Origin of the sequence: Pedobacter terrae, from assembly GCF_900100705.1 — a bacterium.
Lineage (GTDB): Bacteria > Bacteroidota > Bacteroidia > Sphingobacteriales > Sphingobacteriaceae > Pedobacter > Pedobacter terrae.
The window spans coordinates 185641-209293 of the sequence record NZ_FNCH01000006.1; the positions used below are offsets into that span (position 1 = coordinate 185641).

Below are 23653 nucleotides of genomic sequence, written 5' to 3' on the forward strand. Positions count from 1 at the left end.
GCTAGATGATTACAAGAAATTCTTTTAACTCAACCATCCGGAATGCCATATCATTAATCCTCTTCTTATTTTTTTCTGTCCATGTATTTGCACAGAAAGATAAACCTATGTATAAGGGGCAGGATGTAGCTATTCTTTCGGATTCTGCAATATTGACAAAGAGCGATTATCTTGCACACCTGGAAAAAGTATTTGAAATCATTAACAAAGTTCCGGTAACTGTAGGTTCATTTAAAAAACTCAAGCCTATAGCAGCACATTTAACCCAGGACGAGGCTGCACTGGCACTACTTAAAAGCCGCCTAACACAGCACGACAGAGCTCCAAATCTTCAAAACCTGTTGATGGACGAGACGCTTTTGGCAGAACTAGAAAGCAACAACAAAGATTGTTTATCAGACCTTGATGATTATGAAAAGGAATTGCGGGCTTTAAAAACCGAAATTCTTAACCTCCGCAAAGACTCCGTACTGATCAAAATGTTTACAGTACCTGCCGTACAGATGATGTTTAAAAGTGAATTTGCAGAGCTAAAAAAGAAACGTATAGTGATGGATAGCCTGCTGAAAACAGCAACTTTATCCATCAATAACCTACAGGCCAGAACCTCTTCCAACCTCATCAACATCAAGGAGTTGATATATATTACTGACAACCAGCTTGATGCGGTTAGCATTAAAGCTTTTGGTAAAGAACGCCGTTATTTATGGGAATCGATTAATAAACAGGCTAATAAAAGCATGGGCTTCCGCAAGTTTATTAAGGGAGAGCAAGAAATATCTGGCTACTATTTTATATACACCAGAAGCAGCCGACTATTATTACTTTTTACCTGTACCATATTTTTCTTCTGGGTATTCTTCAACTTTAGAAGTGTAAAACAACGGGGCCGTTTAGAAACAATTGATGGTTTTTCGCTCATCAGCCCGTACCCCTATTTAATTACCTTGATCATGCTCTTTGCACTGGCGCCTATTTTCGATCTGAGGGCGCCCGCGCTCTATATAGAAGCCGTAGAGATTGTCCTCGCCATCCTGCTCACTATATATTTCCGCAAAAAGCTAAACTCAAAGTTGTTTTACTACTGGTGCATATTTGCAATACTGCTTCTTGCTCCAGTATTCTTACGCCTATTGGGTATGCCGCCCAGATACCAGCGCTGGCTCCTCTTATTCCTCACCACCAGTTCAGTTGCCTATGGTATGATGGTATGGAAAATACTTGATGAAAAAACCAAAAGATACAGAATGATTCTTATCACGGGGTTTATTTATGTTGGTTTTGCCATTATCGCCACGTTTTGTAATCTATTTGGACGCTTTACCCTCACGCAGATTTTTTATTCAACCGGGGTAAGTTCGCTTTTAAATGCCATATCATTAACCATCCTGGCCAAAGTATTGGTAGAAGCCTTTTTACTACAGATGAAAAGCAGCAGAATCCGTAAAGGATTTCCGGAATATTTTGATTGGCAACCTGTAATTGCAGGCCTTAAAAGGCTTACAGGTATTGGTGCAACCATAATATGGTTTGTCATATTTACCACCAATCTGAATATATTTAATGGTCTCTACGAGTCGGTGATGGAAGTCTTAACTGAAAAAAGAACCATAGGCAGTTTCTCTTTTACGCTTGGGGGCATTGTATTATTTTTAGGCATTATCTGGATTGCTAACTTTTTGCAAAAATACATTGCTTATTTCTTTGGTGATACGGGTGATGACAGTTTTGAGGATAATAAAGGAGAGCGATCTAAATTACTGGTTACCCGCTTATTGTTATTGATTGGAGGTTTTCTCCTTGCTATTGCAGCTTCCGGATTGCCAATTGATAAAATCACGGTGATCCTTGGGGCACTGGGTGTTGGAATTGGATTGGGCTTACAGAACATTGTAAGCAATTTTGTTTCGGGAATCATCCTTATTTTTGACAAAACAATCCGCATTGGAGATATTGTGGAAATCAGTGATAAAAAAGGACGTGTAAAGGAGATTGGTGTGCGTGCGAGTACCTTACTGAGCGATGAGGGTGCAGAAATCATCATTCCAAATGGTGCTATTCTGTCTAATAACATCATTAACTGGACACTGAGCAATAACCAGATGCGGGTTAATATATCCTTATCCATTGCCAAGCCATTTAATACCACAGATGTGGTTAACCTGATCAGGGAAATCATTGCCGAAAATAACAACGTATTTATCAGCAAAGAGCCGGTAATTATGATCAGTCCGGTGACTAAACTGAACAGTAAGATTAATATTTATTTTTGGTGTAAGGATATCTCAAAAGCCGACCTAACCAAAAGTATGATTAATGCACAGATTTTTGAAGCATTTGAACAAAAAGGGATTGAAATTTTATAACTGTAGATCACATGAGCAAATTTGTCCTTTCTGAAATGAATATTTATCCCATCAAGTCATTGGGAGGAATAAGTTTACAGGAGGCAAAACTCGAAGAAAGAGGTTTACAATATGATAGAAGATGGATGCTTGCGGATGAGGAAGGTATATTTATTACCCAGCGGAAGCATTTTGAACTGGCACTTTTACAGGTAAGTATTTTGGATGGTAAACTAAAGGTTTCTCATAAAAAATCGCCAGCACAACATATATCCTTTTCTTTGGATGAAGATACTGGAAAACAAATTCCTGTTGTAATCTGGAACGATACGGCTACCGCGCTCGAGGTAAATGTACAGGTAAGCAACTGGTTTTCTGATTTTTTAAAATTTAAAGTAAAACTGGTAAAAATGCCGGAAAGGGAAAGACGAATGGTTGATCCCAGATATGCCTTAAATGATGAAGTTGTGAGTTTTGCTGATGGTTACCCTTGCCTTCTTATCGGTCAATCTTCTCTGGATGGATTGAATGAAAAGATTCAAAGCCCGATCAGGATGGACCGTTTCCGCCCAAATTTTGTTTTTACCGGAGGTGAACCTCATGTTGAGGATAGTTTTAAGGACTTTTATATTGGTGAGGTCTTATTTTCGGCTGTAAAGCCATGCTCGCGATGCGTACTCATTACAATTGATCAACAAACTGGGGAGAAAGGGCCAGAACCTTTAAGAACACTGGCCAGCTACCGCACAGTAGGTAAAAAAATCATGTTCGGGCAGAATTTACTGCATCAACAAACCGGGATCATCCGTGTGGGCGATGAACTGAAGGTGATGAGATGGAAGACGTAAAATGGAAGATGTGAAATGGAATATGGATGTGGCATTGATATTACAATAAAAATCATTGAGTATGCTAACCTGTTAAGGCTTTAATTATTCCATATGATATAAACCGCTTTAGACAACCTGAGATCGCTAAGCCAAGATCATGAACCGTATTGCTTTATCTTCGTTAGCAAACTTTTCACGGCATTTAACGTTTAAAAAATAAATTTCCTAATAAGTATTGGAAACCAAATGATTTAATATCTATTGAATGAAAGAAGCAACAATTGTAGCTGCAGTTAGAAAAGATTATGAAAAACTGATTGCAGTTTGGGAAAGCTCCGTTAGAGCCACGCACCATTTTCTTTCTGAAAAAGATCTTATCACTTACCGTTGGCTAATTTTAAATGAGTATTTTGATCAGGTACGGTTATACACTGTTAAGGTTGAAGAAGAGATGATGGGTTTTATAGGCATTAACGAAAAATCAATCCAGATGCTTTTTATCCATCCAGATGTAAGGGGAAAAGGACTTGGCCAAAGATTGATTGATTTTGCGAAACAAGAACATCATGTCTATATGGTTGATGTAAATGAGCAGAATGAACAGGCAGTAGGCTTTTATCAAAAACTTGGTTTCGTAACCGTCGAACGGAGTGAAGTGGATGCAGCAGGAAAACCTTTTCCTGTACTTTCTATGGAATTAAAGGCGTAAAAAATTAACAACTGCTACCACCGATTTTTGTCTACATCATGCTCGAAAACATTACAGGTAAACTATTAATGGCAGTGGCAATTGGCGCTGCATTTGGACTGTTTTATACGCTCTTGCTCAACATGCATGGTTTCACCAAAATCAAGTACAAACATGTAGCACTTAGCATTGGTACAGTTATTTTTCTTCTTGGGCTACATAGCTTTGAGGCCGCAGGTATAGCCTGTTTTATTATCGGCATCGGAATTTTTGTACTTGCCATTGCCCTGATGGCAAGAGGCGCGGCCGATTCGCTTAAAGCGCTATCTGCTAAATTCTCCACAGGTAGCAAGCCACAGCATACCGAAAGGCTGCAACTAAACAAACCTGGTTTAAGCAATTATGTTGGTGTATTATTCCATCTTGTGGTTATTATACTGATCTCTTTATCAATATTTACCTATTCGAACAATACAGTCCTTAATCAGGAAAACATGGATCGGTTAATCAGTGACGCTATTTTTCAGTTTACGAGTACCATTATGCTGATACTGTTAGGTATATTTAATCCTTTCGTATCTCCGTCTGCTAAGTTACTGGGAATTGCTAACCGTGTAGACAGCATAAAATACCCTAAACTGTATCTCCTGCTTGCGGATAAAAAATTCTGGATAATTTTCAAAGCCCTAATTTGCATCTCCATTATTCTTTACTTCGCTTCGAAAGGCTATTTTAACCTGTTGGCCTGGGATAATGCCACGCCCTATATGAATGTTTATGTGTTGCTTATTGGCTTTTTTATTATCGTTAATCTCGCACAGATGATTCGTAGTCCTGAATATTTTTTTCAAAACAATCTTTTCAGAATCACGATGTTGCTGCAGTCGGCCTTTATCAGTATATTTTTAAGTGCGATACTCGTTTTTGCAACCCTGTTTATTTCTTCAATTTTAGGCGTTGATATCAATAAATTGAAGGTGAGTTCGGAAGCCATTATTTTCCTCGGGTTTAATATCATTATGTGTTATAATGAGTTTAGGCTGGCCAGGGCATAGGGTAAATTTCCTGGCAATCAATTAGCGCTCATTCGTTCTTCCGAAGGGAAAGATGAATAAGTGTTGAGGATTTTGTGCAGCAACCCCCGTTTGATAAACCCGGTAGTAGCGGGCATCCCGGTTCTTTCTATCGGGATAAAGCGATTAACGGGGCTGCTATTCCCGAAGCACCACTACATGCTCATTTCCACAAAAATTAGAACGGAAATAAATTAGCTTGTCGGCAGCTTTTACATCAATCAATACTTCAATTCAAAAAAAGAAAAATCAGCATCTTGATTAACAAGTCCATTAAAAAGAATACCAATACGCGGGCTTCTATCCCATTGTGGTAAAAAGTTAGTCTTCATTTTCTCCTTAGCTGGCATATTTTGCCATTCCTGGTTTTCCTGCTTAAAAAATACCATTACACTTAAATCATCAGCCGTTTTCATTTTAAGCTCTACAGGAACTGTTGCTGGTACTTTGCGCGTTGAAAGTATTGTTTTTATTTTATTTTCGACTTTCCAGAACACGATTTCATCTCCAGCTATACCAATGCCCAGGGCCGACCCTGCATCACCGTAATATACCAGGCCTTTTAAAGCACTAGTGCTATTGGTAACTGCTGTGGTTGCTTCAAATGTTGCCGATACAGGTCTAATGGTTAGTGCTATACCGGTAACGTTATTATTTTTCATCTCTCCTGATAAATGAAGCTGACCGTTTTGCTGTTTAATTGTCGGCGATGAATTCCTGAAATCCCATTGCCATCTTTTATCAATTTCGGGTTTGGTAAATGTTATTTTTAAATCCTGGTTAAGCTTTGGGCCTGACTGTTCTTTAAGTACTGGCCAACCACCCTTCTGGGGCCAGCTTAATTGCGCCAACATTCCCTGCCTGCCTGAAAAAACATTGGTTTTTTTATTGTAAGCATGGTAGAGGTAATAATCCTTCCCATCTGCTGCATTAACAAATGTGCCATGCCCTGAACATTTCCAATATTCATTTTCCATTAAGAGCGGATTGGCAGCATAAGGTTCGTATGGTCCGGCAAAAGATGTTGATCTGGCCACCCTTACGTTGTAATCACATTGTACACCACAACAGTTACCCGCAGAGTAAAAAAGATAATAATAACTATCTTTTTTGAGGATGCTCTGCCCTTCCAAACCAATATGTGCATCATCTTTAAATAAGGAGAAAGGCTCCCCCTCTACTTTGAGTCCGTTTTGAGCAAGTTTGTACGCTAAAATCTCAATTGGACGCTTATCTAAACCATAAGCTTTAAAAGTAATGTAACGTGTGCCACCATCCAGGTAAATAAAAGCATCGATAGCTTCTTTTCCATAATCGATGATAATACCCTGATCAACAAAGCCCTTATCCGGATATTTTGAGGTAGCTACTCCAATGCACGATATATTGTCCTTTTTCCTTCTTGCTGTATAGTATATAAAATAAGTTTGATCATGATAATCGTATTCTGGTGCCCAAAATGAACCTGATGTCCATTCTGGTGCCTGTTCGAAAACATAACCTGTTTGTTTCCAGTTCAGCAGGTCTTTTGAACTATAAATAGGGAAATGAGGTGCCCACTCTGATGACGTGCCCACTGCATAATACTGGTTGTTGGCCCGGATAATGGAAGGATCGGCAAAATCTCCGGCAATTATAGGTTCTATTACGGTTTGTGCCGATAACATATTCGTAATCAGAAGAAGCTTAGCGATTACCGCTAAGGTAGCATACTGCGAAAACTTTACCTTTTTTCTCATTAATAGATTTATGCAAGTGAAAATATTCATTTCGAGGTGTAATTTATTGTATAAAACCAACACGAGTAATAGCTTCTTTATCAGAATCTTACCCTACTATAAATCGTCATTCCCAACTTGATCCGATAGATCGGATGGGAATCGTAATGCAAGCTTTAAGATTAGCTTCGCTGAGCACTTCGTGGTTCCCGCATGCGCGAGAATGACGATCACACTAGTGTAATCTGTCATTGATAGAGGCTAGAATTTTCAAATATATCGGAGCATAGATGACAGATATACAAGGGGCGTCATTTCGACCGCAGTGGAGAAATCTTTTAAAATAGTTCAAAGATTTCTCCATTTCGCCGTCTGATAGCGAAGAGCAGCACAGTCGAGATCGATTTTATAGCGTTTTATTTCTGCACCGGTACGTTAACCTGATATAATTTCTCATGCAAAGCTTTCATCTGTGCTTCTGAAAACTTGATATCTTTTCTGTCGTAAGTCATCAATCCATTGGTCTCTACTTCAACATCGGTAGTTTGGGTGTATACTCCGGCAGAAAGCCCCAACGGAATTAATTCTTGCAAACGTTTCGTAAACTGGGCGTATTTGTTAAACAGATCTGTTTTGTTTTTAAAGCTTTGGTAACCCCAGTTATTCTTCTGTTGCCAAACATGGCCATCAATAGGCAATCCGAGTCCACCAAATTCACCCAATACCAGGGCATAATCTTTTCCAAAATAATCGGGGCTTGGCATAGCCGGGTGCGGATAGTTATGCAGATCGATAATATCGCCTACCGGATGGAAGTTACCACCGCTGGCCGTATTGACCAACCTTGACGGATCTTTTTCCTTGGTCCATTTGGCAATTTCTACGGTTTTAAACTGGCCCCATGCTTCGTTGAAAGGTGTCCAAACCACAATTGAAGGTACATTATAAAGTGCATCAATAATGGCATTCCATTCTTTTTTGTAATATCCTTCTGATTCTGCAGTCCTCTTTTGATCCGAACCGTGGTCTAAAACACCCGGACGGTTTTCCCAGCCGTTACCCAAATCGCCGCTTGGCATATCCTGCCAAACCAACATTCCCGCTTTATCGCAATAGTAATACCAACGGGCTGGTTCTACCTTAATGTGTTTTCTGATCATATTGAAACCCATTTCCTTAGTTTTATCTATGTCGAATTTCAAGGCGGCATCTGTTGGTGCGGTGTACAAACCATCAGGCCACCATCCCTGATCAAGCGGGCCATACTGAAAAACAAACTCATTGTTTAACAGCATACGCTGAATGCCATTCTGATCTTTGCCCATGGAACTTTTACGCATGGCGAAATAACTTTTCACCTCATCTACCTTTTTATTTTTGGTAAGTAATTCTACCTTTAAATCATATAAAAACGGATTTTTAGGACTCCACAGCTTGGGACTGGCTATTTTTAAAGTGATTGCGCCGTTAACAACAGCAACCTGTTCAGCCACTTTAGTCTTGCCATCCCATGCGGTAACCTTAACCTCATCTGCGCCAGTACCTGTTAAAAACGGCGTAACGGATACTGTTTGCTGATCAATATCAGGTGTGATTTTAATGTGATCGATATGTGCTTTGTTTACCGCTTCGATCCACACTGTTTGCCAGATACCCGTTACCGGCGTATACCAGATGCCTTCGGGTCTTTTCACCTGTTTGCCTCTTGGCTGAGGACCTTCATCAGTCGGATCCCAAACTTCTACGGTTAAGGTCTGGTTGCCGCTTTTATTTAAAAATGGTGTAATGTTAAAACTAAAAGGATCAAAACCACCCTCATGTTTACCTACTTCTTTGCCATTGATGCTAACGGTCGATCTCCAGTCAACAGCACCAAAGTGAAGTAAAATTTCTTTTCCCTTCATGTTCGCCGGAACCGTGAATACGGTTTTATACCACAAAAGGCTATCTTTACCAACGGTTTTGCCCACACCAGAAAGTGCAGATTCTACCGCAAAAGGAACCAAAATTTTCCCCTGGTTAATGGCCGGACGCTGCGATTTTTCAGAAATAGCGTAATCCCAAAGTCCGTTCAGGTTTTTCCAGTTACCCATACGCTCAAGCTGAGGACGTGGGTACTCTGGCAATACATTTTTAGGGTTAACCTCCTGTGCCCATGGTGATGAGATTTTGCCTTTTACCATCGACCATGATTTGTCTTGCTGCTGCGCGAAAAGGGAAAGCGAAAGCCCTAGCAGTGATAAGGTAATTAATACTTTTTTATTCATTGGTTTAAATTTGAGTGTTGAGGTTGGGGATGTGTATTGCTAATCAAGGAGAAAAAAATAGTTGTCTTTCGGCATGCTAATAATACACGCAGATTCTGACAGAAATGGTCGTCATCTCGACTGTAGCGCAGCGAAATGGAGAGATCTTTATGAAGAAAAAAAGATTTCTCCCCGCCTGTACGGGCAGGCACTACGGTCGAAATGACGAAATCACACGTTACTTATTATTAAGTTTTTTGATCAGGTTAACTTCATCCTGGCGGTATGGTGTACCATCGGGCTGAAAAATTTCGTGGAACCATTCAATTGGTTCAGATCCATCGGCAAGCGGGGTATCCCAGGCATATTTCGTATTGGTTTTACCCGCAGCAAATCCCCAATTTATAGCACCAACATTTTCTTCTTTTAACATCGGCAGAATATTAGCGAATCGGCTGTTCCTCGATCTGGCCATATATTCTGTACAGATTAATGGTCGGCCGCTGGCTTTTAGCAGATCAATAGTTCGCTGGTGCCATTCTGGCGCCTCATAGTTATGGTAGGTTACAATATCCGAATTGGCCAGTTGTATGGCATTTAATTTTTCGAAACCCCAGCTCCATAATCCAATTGAAATGGGTTGATCTGGATTAACGGCACGCGCCCAACCGATAGTTTTGGTTAACAAAGGGATCGAAGCTTCTAACTTTCCGCTGTTTCCAGGTTCATTATACAAGTCCCAAAGCAAAATCCGTTTATCATGCGCAAAATGGGTGAGCACGTCTTTTACATATTTTTCAAGCTCGGCAAAATTGGCTTCTTCTTTAAATGCCGGATCACCGGGATCCTGTAACCAGCCTGAATTGTGGATACCTGTTTTCGGTTCAGGTTGTTTGCCAATGGCTGAGGTGTTATTCCAGCAATCGTCAAAAAAAACAAACATAGGTTTAATACCATGTTTTTGAGTAATGGTTAAAAATTGGTCCACTCTCTTTTTAAAACCCGCCGGATCCTGGCTCCAGGCCTTACTGAACAAGAATACACGTAATGTATTAAAACCGATTCCTTCGGCCCACCCGAGTTCTTTATCTATCAGATCGGGCGAAAAGGTATCTGCCTGCCACATTTCCAACTGGTTGATAGCATTAGATGGAATGTAATTTGCGCCGGTTAGCCATTTGTGCTCGCTATACCAGGCATTTGCTTTCTCTACCGGCCATACTTTTGCAGGCTCTGCGCTTTTCTTTGTTTTTTGTGCAAAGCCCGTGCTGATGCTTAGGCTCATTGCAGCAAGTAGAACATAGTTTTTTAGGTTCATATCGGTTGTATCTGATTAGTTAATATTGCGGTTAGATGGTGAAGCTAAACTTTCGCCAGGTTTTACCGGAGTCCCAAAATTTGGTGTACCATCGCTATTCCAGGAGAACTTTTGGGCACGTGGCGAGCGAAAACCTCCGCAGCCCTGGCCCGGTTTATCATTGGCGTGATATAGGATCCAATCTTCTCTGCCATCTGGCGATTTAAAAAATGAGTTATGACCTGGTGCATAAACACCATTTTTTGGCGACTGTTGAAAAACAGGCTGATTAAACTTTTTCCACGAAGCAGGATCAAGCAGGTTACTTTTTGCTGATGCTGATAGCATACCCAAGGCATAAAAATCTGTCCAGCAGCCACTGGCCGAATAAATGATGAAAACTTTATCGCCATGCACCAAAAACTGGGGACCTTCATTTACATCAACATGTTCCCCTCCGCCTAAATCCCCGTTTTTTTCCCAGTCGAATTTTGGAGTAGAAATTTTTACACGTTGCCCATCTACTGTCCAGGGATTTTTAAGTTTGGCAATGAATATCTCCTGTTTACCATTTTTATCCCCCTCCCATCCAGACCAAATCATATACAGTTGACCTTTAAAATCAATTACATCGCCATCAATAGCCCATTTGTCGGTAGGGTCGGCAATTTTGCCTTTAAATACCCACTCTCCCTTCATCGGATCGGCCGAAGCATTTTCTAACACATACATCCGATGGTGTTCGTTTCTTCCATCATCGGCAGCAAAATAGGCATACCATTTTCCCCTTAAAAACATCACCTCAGGTGCCCAGATTTCTTTACTATACATCGTTGCGGTTGGTGCTTTCCAAATGGTTTTCCGTTCGGCATCTTTTAAACCATCTAAGGTTTTGGTTTTCCAAAGGTCTACACGATTACCTGTGGTATGGGTATAATAGTAATAGCCATCTTTATAATAACTATAAGGATCGGCACCAGATGGCAACAGGGGATTGGTAAATGTCTGTGCATTTAACCCTCCAATTACCAATAAGCAAAGTGCGAAAAGTAATTTTAGTTTCAATCTATTCATTTCTAAAGCTTTACACCTGCTATTTTTCCAGGTTATTGCATTTTTTCAATCTTTAAAAAAAGTGATTTATTTTCTGAAACCAGCCTTCTTTTGTTTCAAAATTTCTACAAAAGCAATCAATTTACGTCCTGCATTAAAAAGCGGAAACTTTCCGGGTTTATCTGCAACTCATCAATACCATCTATATCTTTCACAAAAGCTGCTTTTATAATTGCTGTAGCTCTTGGCGACACTTTTAAATTGTTATGATGGGTGTGGAATACATACTGCAAAGTCCCGTCTTTACCGGTAAAAAAATCGCCATGACCAGTGCCGTTTATTTTTAATAATTTTTTACTGATGATGGGGTTCCCGGCATATTTTTTCCACGGCCCGGTTGGCGAGCTTGAAGTGGCATAACCTACCGCATAATCAGGGTTCCTGAAATCATTTGCTGAGTAAAAAAGATAATAAAGATTGTTCTTTTTAAAAACCGTCGGTCCTTCGGTTACCGGCCAATCCGTTTTTGCGGTGTTTTCCCAATTTTCGGTACCGGATAAACATAGTCTGGACGTGTTGGGGATGATATCGGAAAAATCAGCCTGCAGTTCCGTTACAAAAATCCGGTTGCCATGATCGAGTTTGACATGATAGAGGTAATTTTTCCCATCAGCATCTGTAAATACGAAAGGATCGATCTGTTTTCCACTGCCTGAAATGGCTTTTAAGGTTTCTTGTTTAAATGGACCCGATGGGCTTTTGCTTTGCGCAATGGCAATCTGTTCATCAGCGGTATAAGCCATATAATAAGTATTTGCCCTTTTAAATACCTGCGGTGCCCAAAAACCTTTGCTCCCAAAAGCATCGCCCTTTTTTAAAGCAAAACCATTATTTTCTGACTTTCTCTTCCAGTTTTTAAGATCTGTTGAAACATAAACCAAAAACCCTTCATCACTGCTGGTACCGTATAAATAATAACTGCCTTTATCTACGAAAATGGTAGGGTCGGCAAGGTATAGGGTATCGTTTAGCGGTTTGGCAACTATTTTTTTGCCAATGAAACATAGTAAAAAGCATAAAAAAAGGGCGTAAATATATTTCATTTAATATGACCTGAAAAGTAAGATACTGATTATCAATCACACCTCGATTGATCGTCATTCCCAACCTGATTGGGAATCTTAATGCATAATGAAGATTGGCTACATGCTCATTAAGATTCCCGCCTGCGCGGGAATGACGATACAATTAAAAAAATTAAAAACTTATTTTGCTTACCGGAGTAAAAATCAAATCGTCAACACCGGCAATTTTAACACCTATCCTTGCAAAAACATAATTTTGGGTAGGCGTAATACCAGGGATCGTTACACTCATATTCAGGTTATTGAGGTCGGCGATAGCTGCACCGCTGATCTGTTGAGTAGCGATATTATTGCTGCCATCCACAAACTGTGTTTTGTTAATATAAAGCGATACATTTTCTATATCCCTGCCATCTGCATTGGTAATGATTTTTTCGAGTTTGCAAAAAGCATTTACTTTGCCTGCTGCAGCGCTGAGCGTCGCTCCGCGGATCATGTAGTAAGGCATCACCTCGATATCCATGGTTTTACTGCCGTTGATGTTTACCACAATGGTATCCTGTTTACCAGCAGCATTCTTTTTCCATAAAAAAGGTCCCTGATTTGGTGAAAAAACCAGTTTATAATCTCCGTTAAATAATTTGGCAGAATAGGTCCCCTCCTGGCTCACGTTAACATTCAACGCGGAGTAGTTCCCAAAACCTGCCTGCCAGAGTTCGAAGTTCACCTGACCATACTGAACATTGATGGGTTCTCCTTTATACACGATCCGTCCGTTAAAATCAGCTTCGGGTGCATCATAATTATCTTTTTTACATGAAGCAAAAAGTACGGCAATAAGTGCCCCTATCATGAAATAAAATCTCATTTTCATATCTATATCTGCTTATTGGTTAGGGTTTCTTACAATTTTAGGGTTTCCGTTAAGCACATCCTGCCCAATAGAAGAGTAATAATTACCGATACGGAAACGGTGTGCAGCGGTTACGCGGCTTGGTTTAATCACTTTAAAAATATATTTTAAATGGTTGGCATTGCCGGGATTGTAATATTTGTAGGGCCACAAACCAAATACCTGCGTACTGGTACGTGTTGCGCTACCAATATTGTTTGAATTAATAAAATCAGCTGCCGACATATTACTGCCATTCCAAACTTTATCAGCCAGTCTCCAGCGTTTCATGTCCCAAAGTTCATGTCCTTCAAAAGCGAATTCCACCTTACGCTCGTGTACGATACGGTCAAAAGTGATTTGCGCAGGCGTTAAGGCTGTAGTTAAACCGGCACGGTCTCTTACCTGTTTAATGTAGTTGGCTGCTGTAGCGGCATCACCCAGTTCGAAGGCTGCTTCGGCTGCATTTAACAATACCTCGGCGTAACGGTAGCGGATCCACCAAACATCACTACGGGTACCAATCTGTCCGGAACCTGTTGCCGGATCTAAATATTTGCGGACATAAAATCCTGATTGTGCACTGAATTCCAATCCATCAACCGGACCATCGGCACCTACCACCTGTACTGAACCCGCATTGCCAGGAAGTACATTTGTTTTGTTCTGTCCGAAATTATCGCCCGTTATGATAGAGCCATCGGCCAATTGATAGCCTGCCCATATATCAACCGTTTTACCTTTAAATTGTGTTCCGGGAAGAATAACAGTCCCAGCCAAACGTGCATCTCTGCCTGCAAAAATATCCGTGATATTGGTATAATATAACGGGTTACCACTTCCATCTACAGAAGCCATAGATGCATAGGTATTATCCAGTTTCTCGAAAGACTGAACCAGATTTAAGGATGGATTTAAACGCCCGCCCTGCGCTTCTTCAGCAGAAGAACGCGGTTGGTTATCAATGGTAAAACCATGAGCTTTATTGGTTTTTAATTTAAAATCTTTTGCAAAAATCACTTCCGGATTACTGCCTTTATCAGTAAAAAGCGCAGCAAAATTTTCAGATAAATTAGGGTTCTTTTTATATAGCGAATATTTACCTCCATCAATAATCTCTTTTGCAGCAGCTAAGGCCTTCGTAAAATAACCGTTGGCCAGGCTTGATGATATGCCCACCTCTCCACCCGGCAAGGTTAACTGCGAATTGCTGTATTTGGCAATTGAACCCGCATATAAGGCTGCTCTTGATTCCATAGCAAGTGCTGCAGCTTTTGTAGCCCTGCTCTGTACAGATGGATTATCAGGCAGTATGGTTTTTACGGCTTCCAATTCAGCAATCACAAAATCATAAATTTCGGTTTCTTTTGCCCTTGGATACTGAAGGTAACTTGGGTCGCCGCTGTAATCGTAATCTAAAACGGTTGTGATCAACGGTACGCCACCCATTCTTTTTACCATTTCGAAATATACCCCCGCTCTGATAAAACGTGCTTCGGCCAGGAAACGGTCGCGGTCTTCTGCTTTTAAAGCGGTAGATTCCTGTCCGCGTTTAATAAACATATTTAAGTCGCGGATGTAACCATAGGCGCCCATATCCCAATATCTCCAAGCATCATAACCGTACTCTAAATTCTGGTGGCGAAAATAATCACCGCTGGCAGAGGCAAAACCTTCGTCAAAATCGGTAAAAGTATACCAGGCTTCAATGGTCTGGTAATCCGGGTAACGATCGTAAAGATCGCCCACAACGGTTAATACCAGATTAGGATCTTTCCATACGGCATCAATGGGCAGGGTACTGGTAGGTTGTTTATCTAAGAATGCTGAATCTTTTTTACACGACTGCGCAAAACTCAAAAAAGCGATGGCAGCAAAAGCATATATAATTTTTTTCATCTGATTAGTCTTTTTCATGTTACAGCGTTAATTTAAGTCCGATGTTAAAAAACTTGTTCTGTGGATACTGTAAACCGTTATCGTCTGCAATTTCCGGATCCACCCCATAATCACTCAGGTTATCAAGCGAAAACAGATTATATCCATTTACATAAACCCTGGCATTCTGGATCTTGATTTTTTCGGCCCATCTTTTTGGTATGGTATAACCGATCTCAAGCGTACGGGCACGTAAATACCTCACATTATGCAGCCAAAAAGTAGAATTTTTGTTGTAATTGCTGTGGCCACCATCGTTAAAACGTAATGCAGGATATTTCCCAGGGATCCATGCGCTATTCAGGTCGTATGGATTGCTACGGTGCCAGCTGTCATCAGCAAAATTCTGCAATAAGGCTCCTGTATTCTGGAATGCCCAACGCTGTTCCCAGTTCTGGTTCCAGGAATACATCGCTCCACCTGAAAAATCTGCCGTAAAATCAAAGTTTTTGTAAGAACCGCCTATGGTAAAACCGAAGCCGATGTTCGGCTGACCTTGTGTGGTATATCCGATCGGTCTTTGATCCAGGTCATTAATCACACCGTCGCCGTTTTGATCCTTATAAATTAAATCACCTGGCAATAAAGAGCGGTTTCCCTGTCCATCGATGTTTACTTTATAATTATTGATCTCGTCAATGTTTTGGAACTGTCCGGTTACTTCATATCCCCAAAAAATATCGGTATAACGCTGATTATAGCTGTTTCTGTAATTGTCCCATGAGTTGCCATAACGCGGTTTATACTGATCTAAAAATTTCCTGCGACTGATGGAGATATTTCCACCAACGTTGTAGTTGAATTCTCCGATCTTATCCCTGTAATTCAACGCAAATTCGGCTCCGAACTGCGCATCGCTTTCCAGGTTTTCTGCGGCCAGTGGATACCCCAGTTCAATTGGTACCAATACATCATTTTTAACCTGCTTTAAACCGGTACGTTTTCTGTAGAAATAATCTGCAGTTCCGCTAAGTTTGCTATTGAATAAGGAGAAATCCAGACCTATATCGGTAATTTTGCTCTTAAACCAGGTAAGGTTATTGATAACGGGTCCCTTATCCCTCGAAGTAGTAATATTTTTTCCATCCAAAATTACAGTACCTTGATTGTAGCGGTATCCCGGAATGTAAGCAAAAGGATCGATCCCCAGATCATCATCACCAAGTACGCCATACGAAGCCCGAAGTTTCAGATCATTTAAGATGGTACTTTCACCTAAAAGCGATTTTATAAATTTCTCCTGGGTAATTCTCCAACCGATGGATGCTGAAGGGAAATAACCTACACGCCTGTCGGGCGCAAACTTCCATGAGGCATCTCTACGACCAGATAATTCCAGGTAATATTTGTTGTCATAATTATAGTTTAACCTGGCTACGTAGCCAATACGGGCCTCTTCTTCCTGAATGTCTGCAAAATCCTGACCGTCCATATCAGCGAACTGCAAAACAGGCAAAATATTGGTTTGTGGTACGGCATGCTGGAAAGTATAGGTTCTAAAACGATCTAAACGCTCCGCTACCAAAACACCTCCAATAGTGTGCTTACCGAAAGTACGGTTATAGTTAGCCTGTACCTGATAGGTATTGGTGTATATCTTTTCGTTTCTGCGTTCCCTGTAAGGATTAGAGCTTCCTACTTTTTCTTCATAAACACCAGTTTCCGGGTGATAAGCATATACATTGTAGGTATACTCATGGCCATTAATCACATTATCGGCGATATAATAAGAATACAAACCTTTAATTTCCAACCCTTTAATAGGCGTATCATAACTGGCTGATAAATTGGTTTGTAGAACCCTCCAGTCTGATTTCCAGTAACCTGTTAAGGCTTTACTCTGTACGGCAAACTGTTCGGTATTGTGCCCGATATCATTAGGGTAATTGGGGTTGCCATTGGCATAAGCCTGCTCAGTTGGCCTGTTTCTCAAAAGCGCAAAACGTGCGGCAAAATAATCGTCACCGCCCGGTACACCCGGCTGATCGCGGCTTTCTATACGGCCATTTATGAGCATCCCCACTTTAAAACGGTCGGTTATTTTAGCCTCGATATTACTCTGGATATTGGTTCTTTTAAAATCGAACTCCCTATCCTTTCCATACACCCCCTTCTGATCTAAATGTGTGCCTGAAAAGTAATAATTTACCTTATCGCTGCCACCAGAAGCACTTAAATTAATCGATGATTGTGGGGCGTTGGGCGCAATGATGATATCTTTCCAGTTCTGGCTCTGATAACCATATTCTGTTCCCGCTTTCCATTTATCCAGTTCGGCCTGGGTAATATCAGTTTTGCCGTTTTGATTCAATTCTGCGGTAGCCTTTCCCAACATCCATTGGTAAGCATCGGTAGTTTCAGGGAAACGTACCCAATTCTGCCATCCGGTATAAGCATCAACACTAAAGGTATTGCGCGTACTGTTTTTACCTCTTTTGGTAGTCACCAAAATTACTCCATTGGCAGCCCTGCTACCATAAATAGCGGCCGAAGCATCTTTTAGTACACTAATGGTTTCGATATCATTGGGAGAAATATTATTAAACTGACCAGCATCCTGCTGAATCCCGTCTATAACATATAACGGATTACCCATGTTACGGATCTGGATGTTGGCACTCGATCCCGGTCTGCCATCGGGCATCCTGAATGATACGCCAGGCAGTTTACCGGCAAGGCCTGTACTTACGGTTGAACCGCCATGTACTTTCTCGAGGTCTTTACTGCTGATGGAGGAAATAGCCCCAGTTATGGCTTCCTTTTTCTGTGTGTTGTAACCCACAACCACCACCTCCGAAAGATCGTTGTTGGAGGGTTTAAGTTTAACATTAACCTGCGAACGGCCTGCAAGGGCGATTTCCTGATTGACGTAACCTACATAAATAAAAATCAGGGTCGCATTTTTATCCGCCACCTGAATTTTAAATTTTCCGTCAGCATCAGTTGTTGCTCCCGTGCTGGTGCCCTTAATTTTAATGCTGGCACCCACAACTGTTTCGCCTTTTTCATCAGTCACGGTACCTGTAACGGTACTTTGTTCTTGTGCTATAAGCTGAAATGAAAATAAGAGTAAGATAATTGAGGTAAAAATAGCGGAGAGGATTTTGCTTTTCAAAAACAGCTTTTGAAGCAAGTACCAATCCGGGCTTACAAAGCCTTCATAGTAGAATAAACTTCTTTTCATATTTGGTTAAGGATTTGGTTAAATACTAGAAGTAAATGGTTTTAGTTCTATTTAATTCTTTCCAAAGATTCGGTTTTTAGCATTAGTGCTGGATACGGATTTGTATCAATATTTCTCCATTTTGTCTCGATTTGTGTGGAGGGATTACAGAAATATAATTAACCACAGATAAGCAGGATACACACAGATAATTTACTTAGGGTAACGTTTTGCAATAAATTAGCTACAAATAAAAAAGATGCACACCGGTTTTACGTTTTATCAAGTTTAGCTAGAGGTTTATAAAGCCGTGGGTTTTGCGTTAGGGATTGTAAGGGTTCAGTACCGATCCTTCATCGGTACCGGAGCGAAGCGCAGCCCTGCAAAGCCCGACCTTTGCGCAGCTTAGGGAACGCCCAAATCAGTTTTCAGTTCGCAGTTGGCAGTTTTGTCGCATTACCGATATGTTGCTGAAGTGGTCATTGTTTTTTGGAAATGATAGGGCTGGCACATTTCGGTTAGGGAAGCCCTGCTATCTCTTCAAGTCCTCCCCTGATGAAAAACCCTATCATTTTGATATAATTCATAACATTCTTCTACTGCTCTATGCCGCAGGGGCATGGTACTTTGAGCGCCAAAGTACCCAAAGCGCTTTGTCAATCCAACAAGGTGGCTTCACACTACCCCATGCTCATCAAAAAAACAGAGGCACTTTGTTTTGTGTTCAATTCCTTTATACTTTTAATTATCGTTTATGAACACAAAACCACTGCGTTTCAGGTTTGGTGGTGCCATTTGTTCTGTATTGCACCTGTTTTTTTGATTCTTCTGCCACTTGGGATTGACGGCGTACTTCGCTAAAACCTGTGCTTTATTAAAGTCAGTTAGCAAAATGCCTAGCTATTTTCAAAAAAGATATGTCCACACGATTGGATGAAAAATTGGGATCCTAGTTTTACGTTTTATCAAGTTTAGCTAGAGGTTTATAAAGCCGTGGGTTTTGCGTTACGGATTGTAAGGGTTCAGTACCGGTCCTTCTCGGTACCGGAGCGCAGCGCAGCCCTGTAAAGCCCGACCTTTGCGCAGCTTAGGGAACGCCCAAATCAGTTGGCAGTTTTCAGTTGACAGTTTGCGGTTGGCAGTTTCAGATCTCTAAAAACTGAATTTCGATCTTTAAGGCTTTCACAATAGAAATAGAATCTGTCTCAATCTTTCTACGGATCCACTCAAATTCAATTTAGCCTGAAAGCAAAGCATTTCTTTAATATATTTGAAGCTACCGACCAATATATCTTGAAAAAACTCATTATTCTTTTATATCTGTTATTTTTGGCTAACCTGCTTTTGGCACAGCCTTACTATTTCAGACATTACCAGGTAGAAAACGGGCTGTCTAATAACACGGCCTTTTGCAGTGTGCAGGATGGAAATGGCTTTATGTGGTTTGGCACAAAAGATGGCTTAAACCGGTTCGACGGTTATACTTTTAAAACCTACCGCCACGATGCCGAAAAGGCTGGTAGTTTGGGCAACGATCTGATTTCTGCCCTCCACCACGATCAGCAACATACCCTTTGGGTAGGTACAAACAATGGTGTATACCAATACGATCCTGCAAAGGAAAGCTTCGCCATGATTAAGGCGACTAAAGGAATGCGGATTACAGACCTGGCCAGCGATCAGCAGGGGAATTTATGGATCCTTTCTGCATTTAAAATATACTTGTATCAGATGCGTAGCAAGAAAATACAGGCGTTTGCCCATAATGCGCCATTTGATGCCTCGCTGGTAACTGTTTTAAAAGATGGTAGCGTATGGATCAGTACCGGAAAGGGAACGCTGGAGAAGTATAATCCCAGAACGAATCATTTTCAGCAATTTAATATTAATGGAAAAAATGCCAAAAGTGAATATGGCTGGGTATCCAGAATTGCAGAAACTGAAGATGGGAATTTATTGGTCGGCACCACCAATCAAGGCGTTAAACTTTTCAACCCTGTTACCTTAACCTCAAAAAATATACTGAGGTTAAACGATGACCAAACGCCAATTTTTGTTCGGGATATCAAAAAAACAGGCCCACACGAGTTTTGGATTGCCACAGAATCGGGTATTTACATTTATAATAACAAGAGTGGAGCAATTATCCACCTCAAAAAGCAATACAATAACGATTATTCTTTAAGCGATAATGCGGTTTACACCATTTTTGCAGACCGTGAAGGAGGCGTTTGGGCCGGCACCTACTTTGGAGGCGTAAATTATTACTCAAGCCATACTTCATTATTTACCAAATACTTTCCGCAAAATGGCACGAATTCAATCAGCGGAAGCGATGTAAGGGAAATTACGAAAGATGGGGCCAGTAATTTATGGATCGGGACGGAAGATGCCGGACTAAATAAACTGGACATCAGAACAGGCATATTTAAGCATTTTTTGCCAGATGGAAAACCTGGGAGCATTGCTTATTCCAATATCCACGGTTTATTGGTTGATGGCGACAAACTCTGGATTGGTACTTTTGAACATGGATTGGATATTTTAGACCTGAAAACAGAAAAGGTAGTTAAACATTATCAGGCAGGTGCTGGAAACTCCTTACGGACCAATTTTATTGTTACTTTTTGTAAAACGCGTTCGGGTGAAATTTTAGTTGGAACCATTAATGGAATTTACCGTTATAACCGGAAAAAAGATGATTTCGACCCTATTGCTGGCCTCCCCTTTATTTTTTATGATTCGGTTATGGAAGATAGCAAGGGCAATATTTGGGCAGGTAGCTTTAACGATGGGATATTTCAGTTTAATTTATCCAAACCAGGTTACGTAAATTACAGGAATATCGCTAAGGATGCAAAGAGTTTAAGCCATAACTCCGTAAATAGTATTTTTGAAGATAGTAAACACCGTATTTGGATAACTACCGATGGCGGAGGGCTTTGCAGGTTTGACCAGAAAACACATCAATTTAAACGTTACGGAATAAAAAATGGCTTCCCCAGCAATTACCTGTTCCGCATTGAAGAGGATGCCTTGAATAAATTTTGGATTAGCAGTACCAGAGGGCTTATCCATTTCGATCCCGCTACGGGTTTGAGCAAAACGTATTCTAAAGCCAACGGATTACTCACCGACCAGTTCAACTACAGTTCTGCCTACAAGGACAAAGATGGACAAACCTATTTTGGCAGCGTAAAAGGACTAGTAAGCTTTAACCCGGCTAATTTAAAGACCACAAAATATAATCCGCCAGTACTTTTAACCGGATTTCAGGTTAATGGTTCGGAGATAGGTTTAAACGGAAAAGATTCTATTACCAACAAATCGATCGTTTATGCTGACACCATCGAACTTAACTACAACCAATCATCTTTCAGTATCGATTTTGCGGCATTAAGCTATCTATCGCCAGAAATGACCGAGTATGCTTATAAAATGACGGGACTTTATAAAAACTGGGAATATTTAAAAACCAACCGGAAGGTTTACTTTACCAAACTTGCTCCTGGCAATTACATTTTTGAGGTAAAAGCATTGGTTGAGGGGAGTAACAACTGGAGCATCAAAAATGCTAAACTGCTGATTAAAATACGTCCTCCTTTTTATTTAAGCCCTCTGGCTTATTTGCTTTACCTGATCGCGATTGGTGGAATTATTTTCTTCCTGGTGCGAAGTTATCATAGAAAAATTGCGGCAAAAAACAGCCGGAGGATGGAAGTTTTTGAGCACGAAAAACAAAAAGAAGTTTATCAGGCGAAGATCGAATTTTTTACTAATGTTGCCCATGAAATCAGAACACCGCTTACTTTAATTATCGGACCGATGGAGAAACTGATTAAACAGGCTGATGCCGTTCCTGCAATAGAAAAAAATTTACGGATTATGGGGCGAAATACCGATCGTTTGCTCAAATTAACCAACCAATTATTGGATTTCAGAAAAGCCGAAACCAGCGAATTTTCATTAAACTTTGTAAAAGCCGATATTTCTGAAATCTTGAAAGATATATTTATACAGTTCCAGCCGGCAGCAGAACAGCAAAATATCAAGTACACGCTTCATTTACCCGAACAAAAACTCCATGCGTATATTGATGTGGAAGCTTTTTACAAAATAATCAGCAACTTGGTAGATAATGCAATTAAATACGGTAAAGCTAGCGTACAGATTCACTTAGCATTGCAGGAAAGTGATCGGTTTGTGGTGAAGGTTAAAAATGACGGAAAGAGAATTCCGAAAGAAATTGAAGATAAGATCTTTGAGCCTTTTTTTAGGGCGAAGGAAACAGAAATAAAAGCGGGAACTGGAATAGGTTTATCGATTTCAAAATCGCTTGCGCAACTGCATAGTGGGGAGCTTTATTTAAGTTTCGATGATGGCGACTTTAATACCTTTGTATTGGAATTGCCTATCCATCAATTAATAGAATTTAACCTGAACGGAAAATGGAAGAAATTGTAGGCAAGTTTACGGCAGAAGATACAGAAAAAGCTGTTGTATTACTGGTTGATGACAATGAAGATATTCTTGATTTCATTACGGATGATCTTGAAGAAAAATACCATGTTTTACAGGCCAGAAATGGCATTGAAGCTATGGAAATTTTGAATCGAGAAATTGTGCAACTCATTATTAGCGATGTAATGATGCCCGAAATGGACGGTTTCGAATTTTGTGAAAAAGTAAAATCGACTATGGAATTTAGTCACATCCCGGTGATCTTGCTCACTGCAAAAAATTCATTGCAATCTAAAATTGAAGGTCTAGAACTCGGCGCCGACGCATATGTAGAAAAACCTTTTTCACCCGAGTTTTTACAGGTTCAGATTTCCAGTCTGCTTAAGAACAGGAATAAGATCAAAGAATATTTCTCCAGTTCACCGCTCTTACATCTAAAAAGTATGGGCTATTCTAAGGCAGATGAGTTGTTTTTGGAAAAATTACAGGATACCATTAACCAAAACATCAACAATCAGGATCTTGATGTGGAACACCTGGCCGAAAAGATGAACATGAGCCGGCCAACCTTATACCGGAAAATCAAATCCATTTCTAATCTGAGTCCGAATGAACTGATTAATTTGACTAGGTTAAAAAAAGCTGCTGAACTTTTAAATGAAGGTCTGTTGAAAATTTACGAAATCTCAGAAATGGTGGGCTATAGTTCGCAATCGCATTTCGGACGAAACTTTGCCAAACAGTTTGGCATGTCGCCTACCGATTATTTAAACGGCAGGAATACAGACAAAAAGAAGCCTTAAAATCAAATAGTTAACTATTGTTGGTTTTCTTTATTTTTCGTAAATTGTTATAACTAAATAT

General features: G+C 40.4%; 14 protein-coding genes. 6 read left to right on the forward strand and 8 right to left on the reverse strand.

Annotated features, from left to right (window positions below):
• The first annotated feature begins 5 nt into the window (after positions 1-5).
• The 4 genes from BLR60_RS09975 to BLR60_RS09990 all read left to right on the forward strand — a co-directional run bounded on the left by BLR60_RS09975 (position 6) and on the right by BLR60_RS09990 (position 4918).
• Entirely contained in the window at positions 6-2366 is a 2361-nt protein-coding gene (locus BLR60_RS09975; protein WP_090499308.1) for a mechanosensitive ion channel family protein, read from the forward strand.
• A gap of 11 nt (positions 2367-2377) precedes the next feature.
• Complete coding sequence (locus tag BLR60_RS09980; RefSeq protein WP_090499310.1) at positions 2378-3193, forward strand: MOSC domain-containing protein; 816 nt, start codon at positions 2378-2380, stop codon at positions 3191-3193.
• A 247-nt stretch (positions 3194-3440) separates the two neighbouring features.
• The gene (locus BLR60_RS09985) at positions 3441-3884 is read left to right on the forward strand and encodes a GNAT family N-acetyltransferase (RefSeq protein ID WP_090499312.1); all 444 of its coding nucleotides are present in this window, start codon (positions 3441-3443) and stop codon (positions 3882-3884) included.
• Positions 3885-3922: 38 nt separating this feature from the next.
• The gene (locus tag BLR60_RS09990) at positions 3923-4918 is read left to right on the forward strand and encodes a hypothetical protein (RefSeq protein WP_090499314.1); all 996 of its coding nucleotides are present in this window, start codon (positions 3923-3925) and stop codon (positions 4916-4918) included.
• Between the two features lie 239 nt (positions 4919-5157).
• Here the strand turns inward: BLR60_RS09990 and BLR60_RS09995 are convergent, their stop codons facing one another.
• The 8 genes from BLR60_RS09995 to BLR60_RS10030 all read right to left on the reverse strand — a co-directional run bounded on the left by BLR60_RS09995 (position 5158) and on the right by BLR60_RS10030 (position 18349).
• Complete coding sequence (locus BLR60_RS09995; RefSeq protein WP_167354716.1) at positions 5158-6675, reverse strand: glycoside hydrolase family 43 protein; 1518 nt, start codon at positions 6673-6675, stop codon at positions 5158-5160.
• A gap of 395 nt (positions 6676-7070) precedes the next feature.
• Positions 7071-8921: a glycoside hydrolase family 2 protein gene (locus BLR60_RS10000; protein WP_090499318.1), complete on the reverse strand. Its 1851-nt coding sequence runs from the start codon at positions 8919-8921 to the stop codon at positions 7071-7073.
• A 217-nt stretch (positions 8922-9138) separates the two neighbouring features.
• Positions 9139-10218 (reverse strand): glycoside hydrolase 5 family protein, encoded by a 1080-nt coding sequence (locus BLR60_RS10005; protein WP_090499320.1) that lies wholly within the window; start codon positions 10216-10218, stop codon positions 9139-9141.
• Between the two features lie 15 nt (positions 10219-10233).
• On the reverse strand, positions 10234-11271 hold the full coding sequence (locus BLR60_RS10010; protein ID WP_090499322.1) for a glycoside hydrolase family 43 protein: 1038 nt from the start codon (positions 11269-11271) through the stop codon (positions 10234-10236).
• 116 nt (positions 11272-11387) lie between these two features.
• A complete protein-coding gene (locus tag BLR60_RS10015) occupies positions 11388-12353 on the reverse strand; it encodes a glycoside hydrolase family 43 protein (RefSeq protein ID WP_090499324.1) in 966 nt (321 codons plus the stop codon).
• Positions 12354-12507: 154 nt separating this feature from the next.
• Positions 12508-13209, reverse strand: coding sequence for a DUF3823 domain-containing protein (locus BLR60_RS10020; protein ID WP_090499326.1), 702 nt, complete (start codon positions 13207-13209; stop codon positions 12508-12510).
• A gap of 12 nt (positions 13210-13221) precedes the next feature.
• The gene (locus BLR60_RS10025) at positions 13222-15144 is read right to left on the reverse strand and encodes a RagB/SusD family nutrient uptake outer membrane protein (protein ID WP_244155632.1); all 1923 of its coding nucleotides are present in this window, start codon (positions 15142-15144) and stop codon (positions 13222-13224) included.
• A 1-nt stretch (position 15145) separates the two neighbouring features.
• Positions 15146-18349: a SusC/RagA family TonB-linked outer membrane protein gene (locus tag BLR60_RS10030; RefSeq protein ID WP_090499328.1), complete on the reverse strand. Its 3204-nt coding sequence runs from the start codon at positions 18347-18349 to the stop codon at positions 15146-15148.
• Between the two features lie 1272 nt (positions 18350-19621).
• On the opposite strand from BLR60_RS10030, the gene BLR60_RS10040 reads away from it, so the two are divergent.
• Together BLR60_RS10040 and BLR60_RS10045 are read left to right on the forward strand one after the other, a co-directional pair.
• Positions 19622-22792, forward strand: a complete 3171-nt coding sequence (locus tag BLR60_RS10040; protein ID WP_090499332.1) for a ligand-binding sensor domain-containing protein — start codon at positions 19622-19624, stop codon at positions 22790-22792.
• A complete protein-coding gene (locus BLR60_RS10045; protein ID WP_090499335.1) occupies positions 22777-23592 on the forward strand; it encodes a response regulator transcription factor in 816 nt (271 codons plus the stop codon). The genes BLR60_RS10040 and BLR60_RS10045 overlap by 16 nt, the downstream gene beginning before the upstream one ends.
• The last annotated feature ends 61 nt before the right edge of the window (positions 23593-23653 follow it).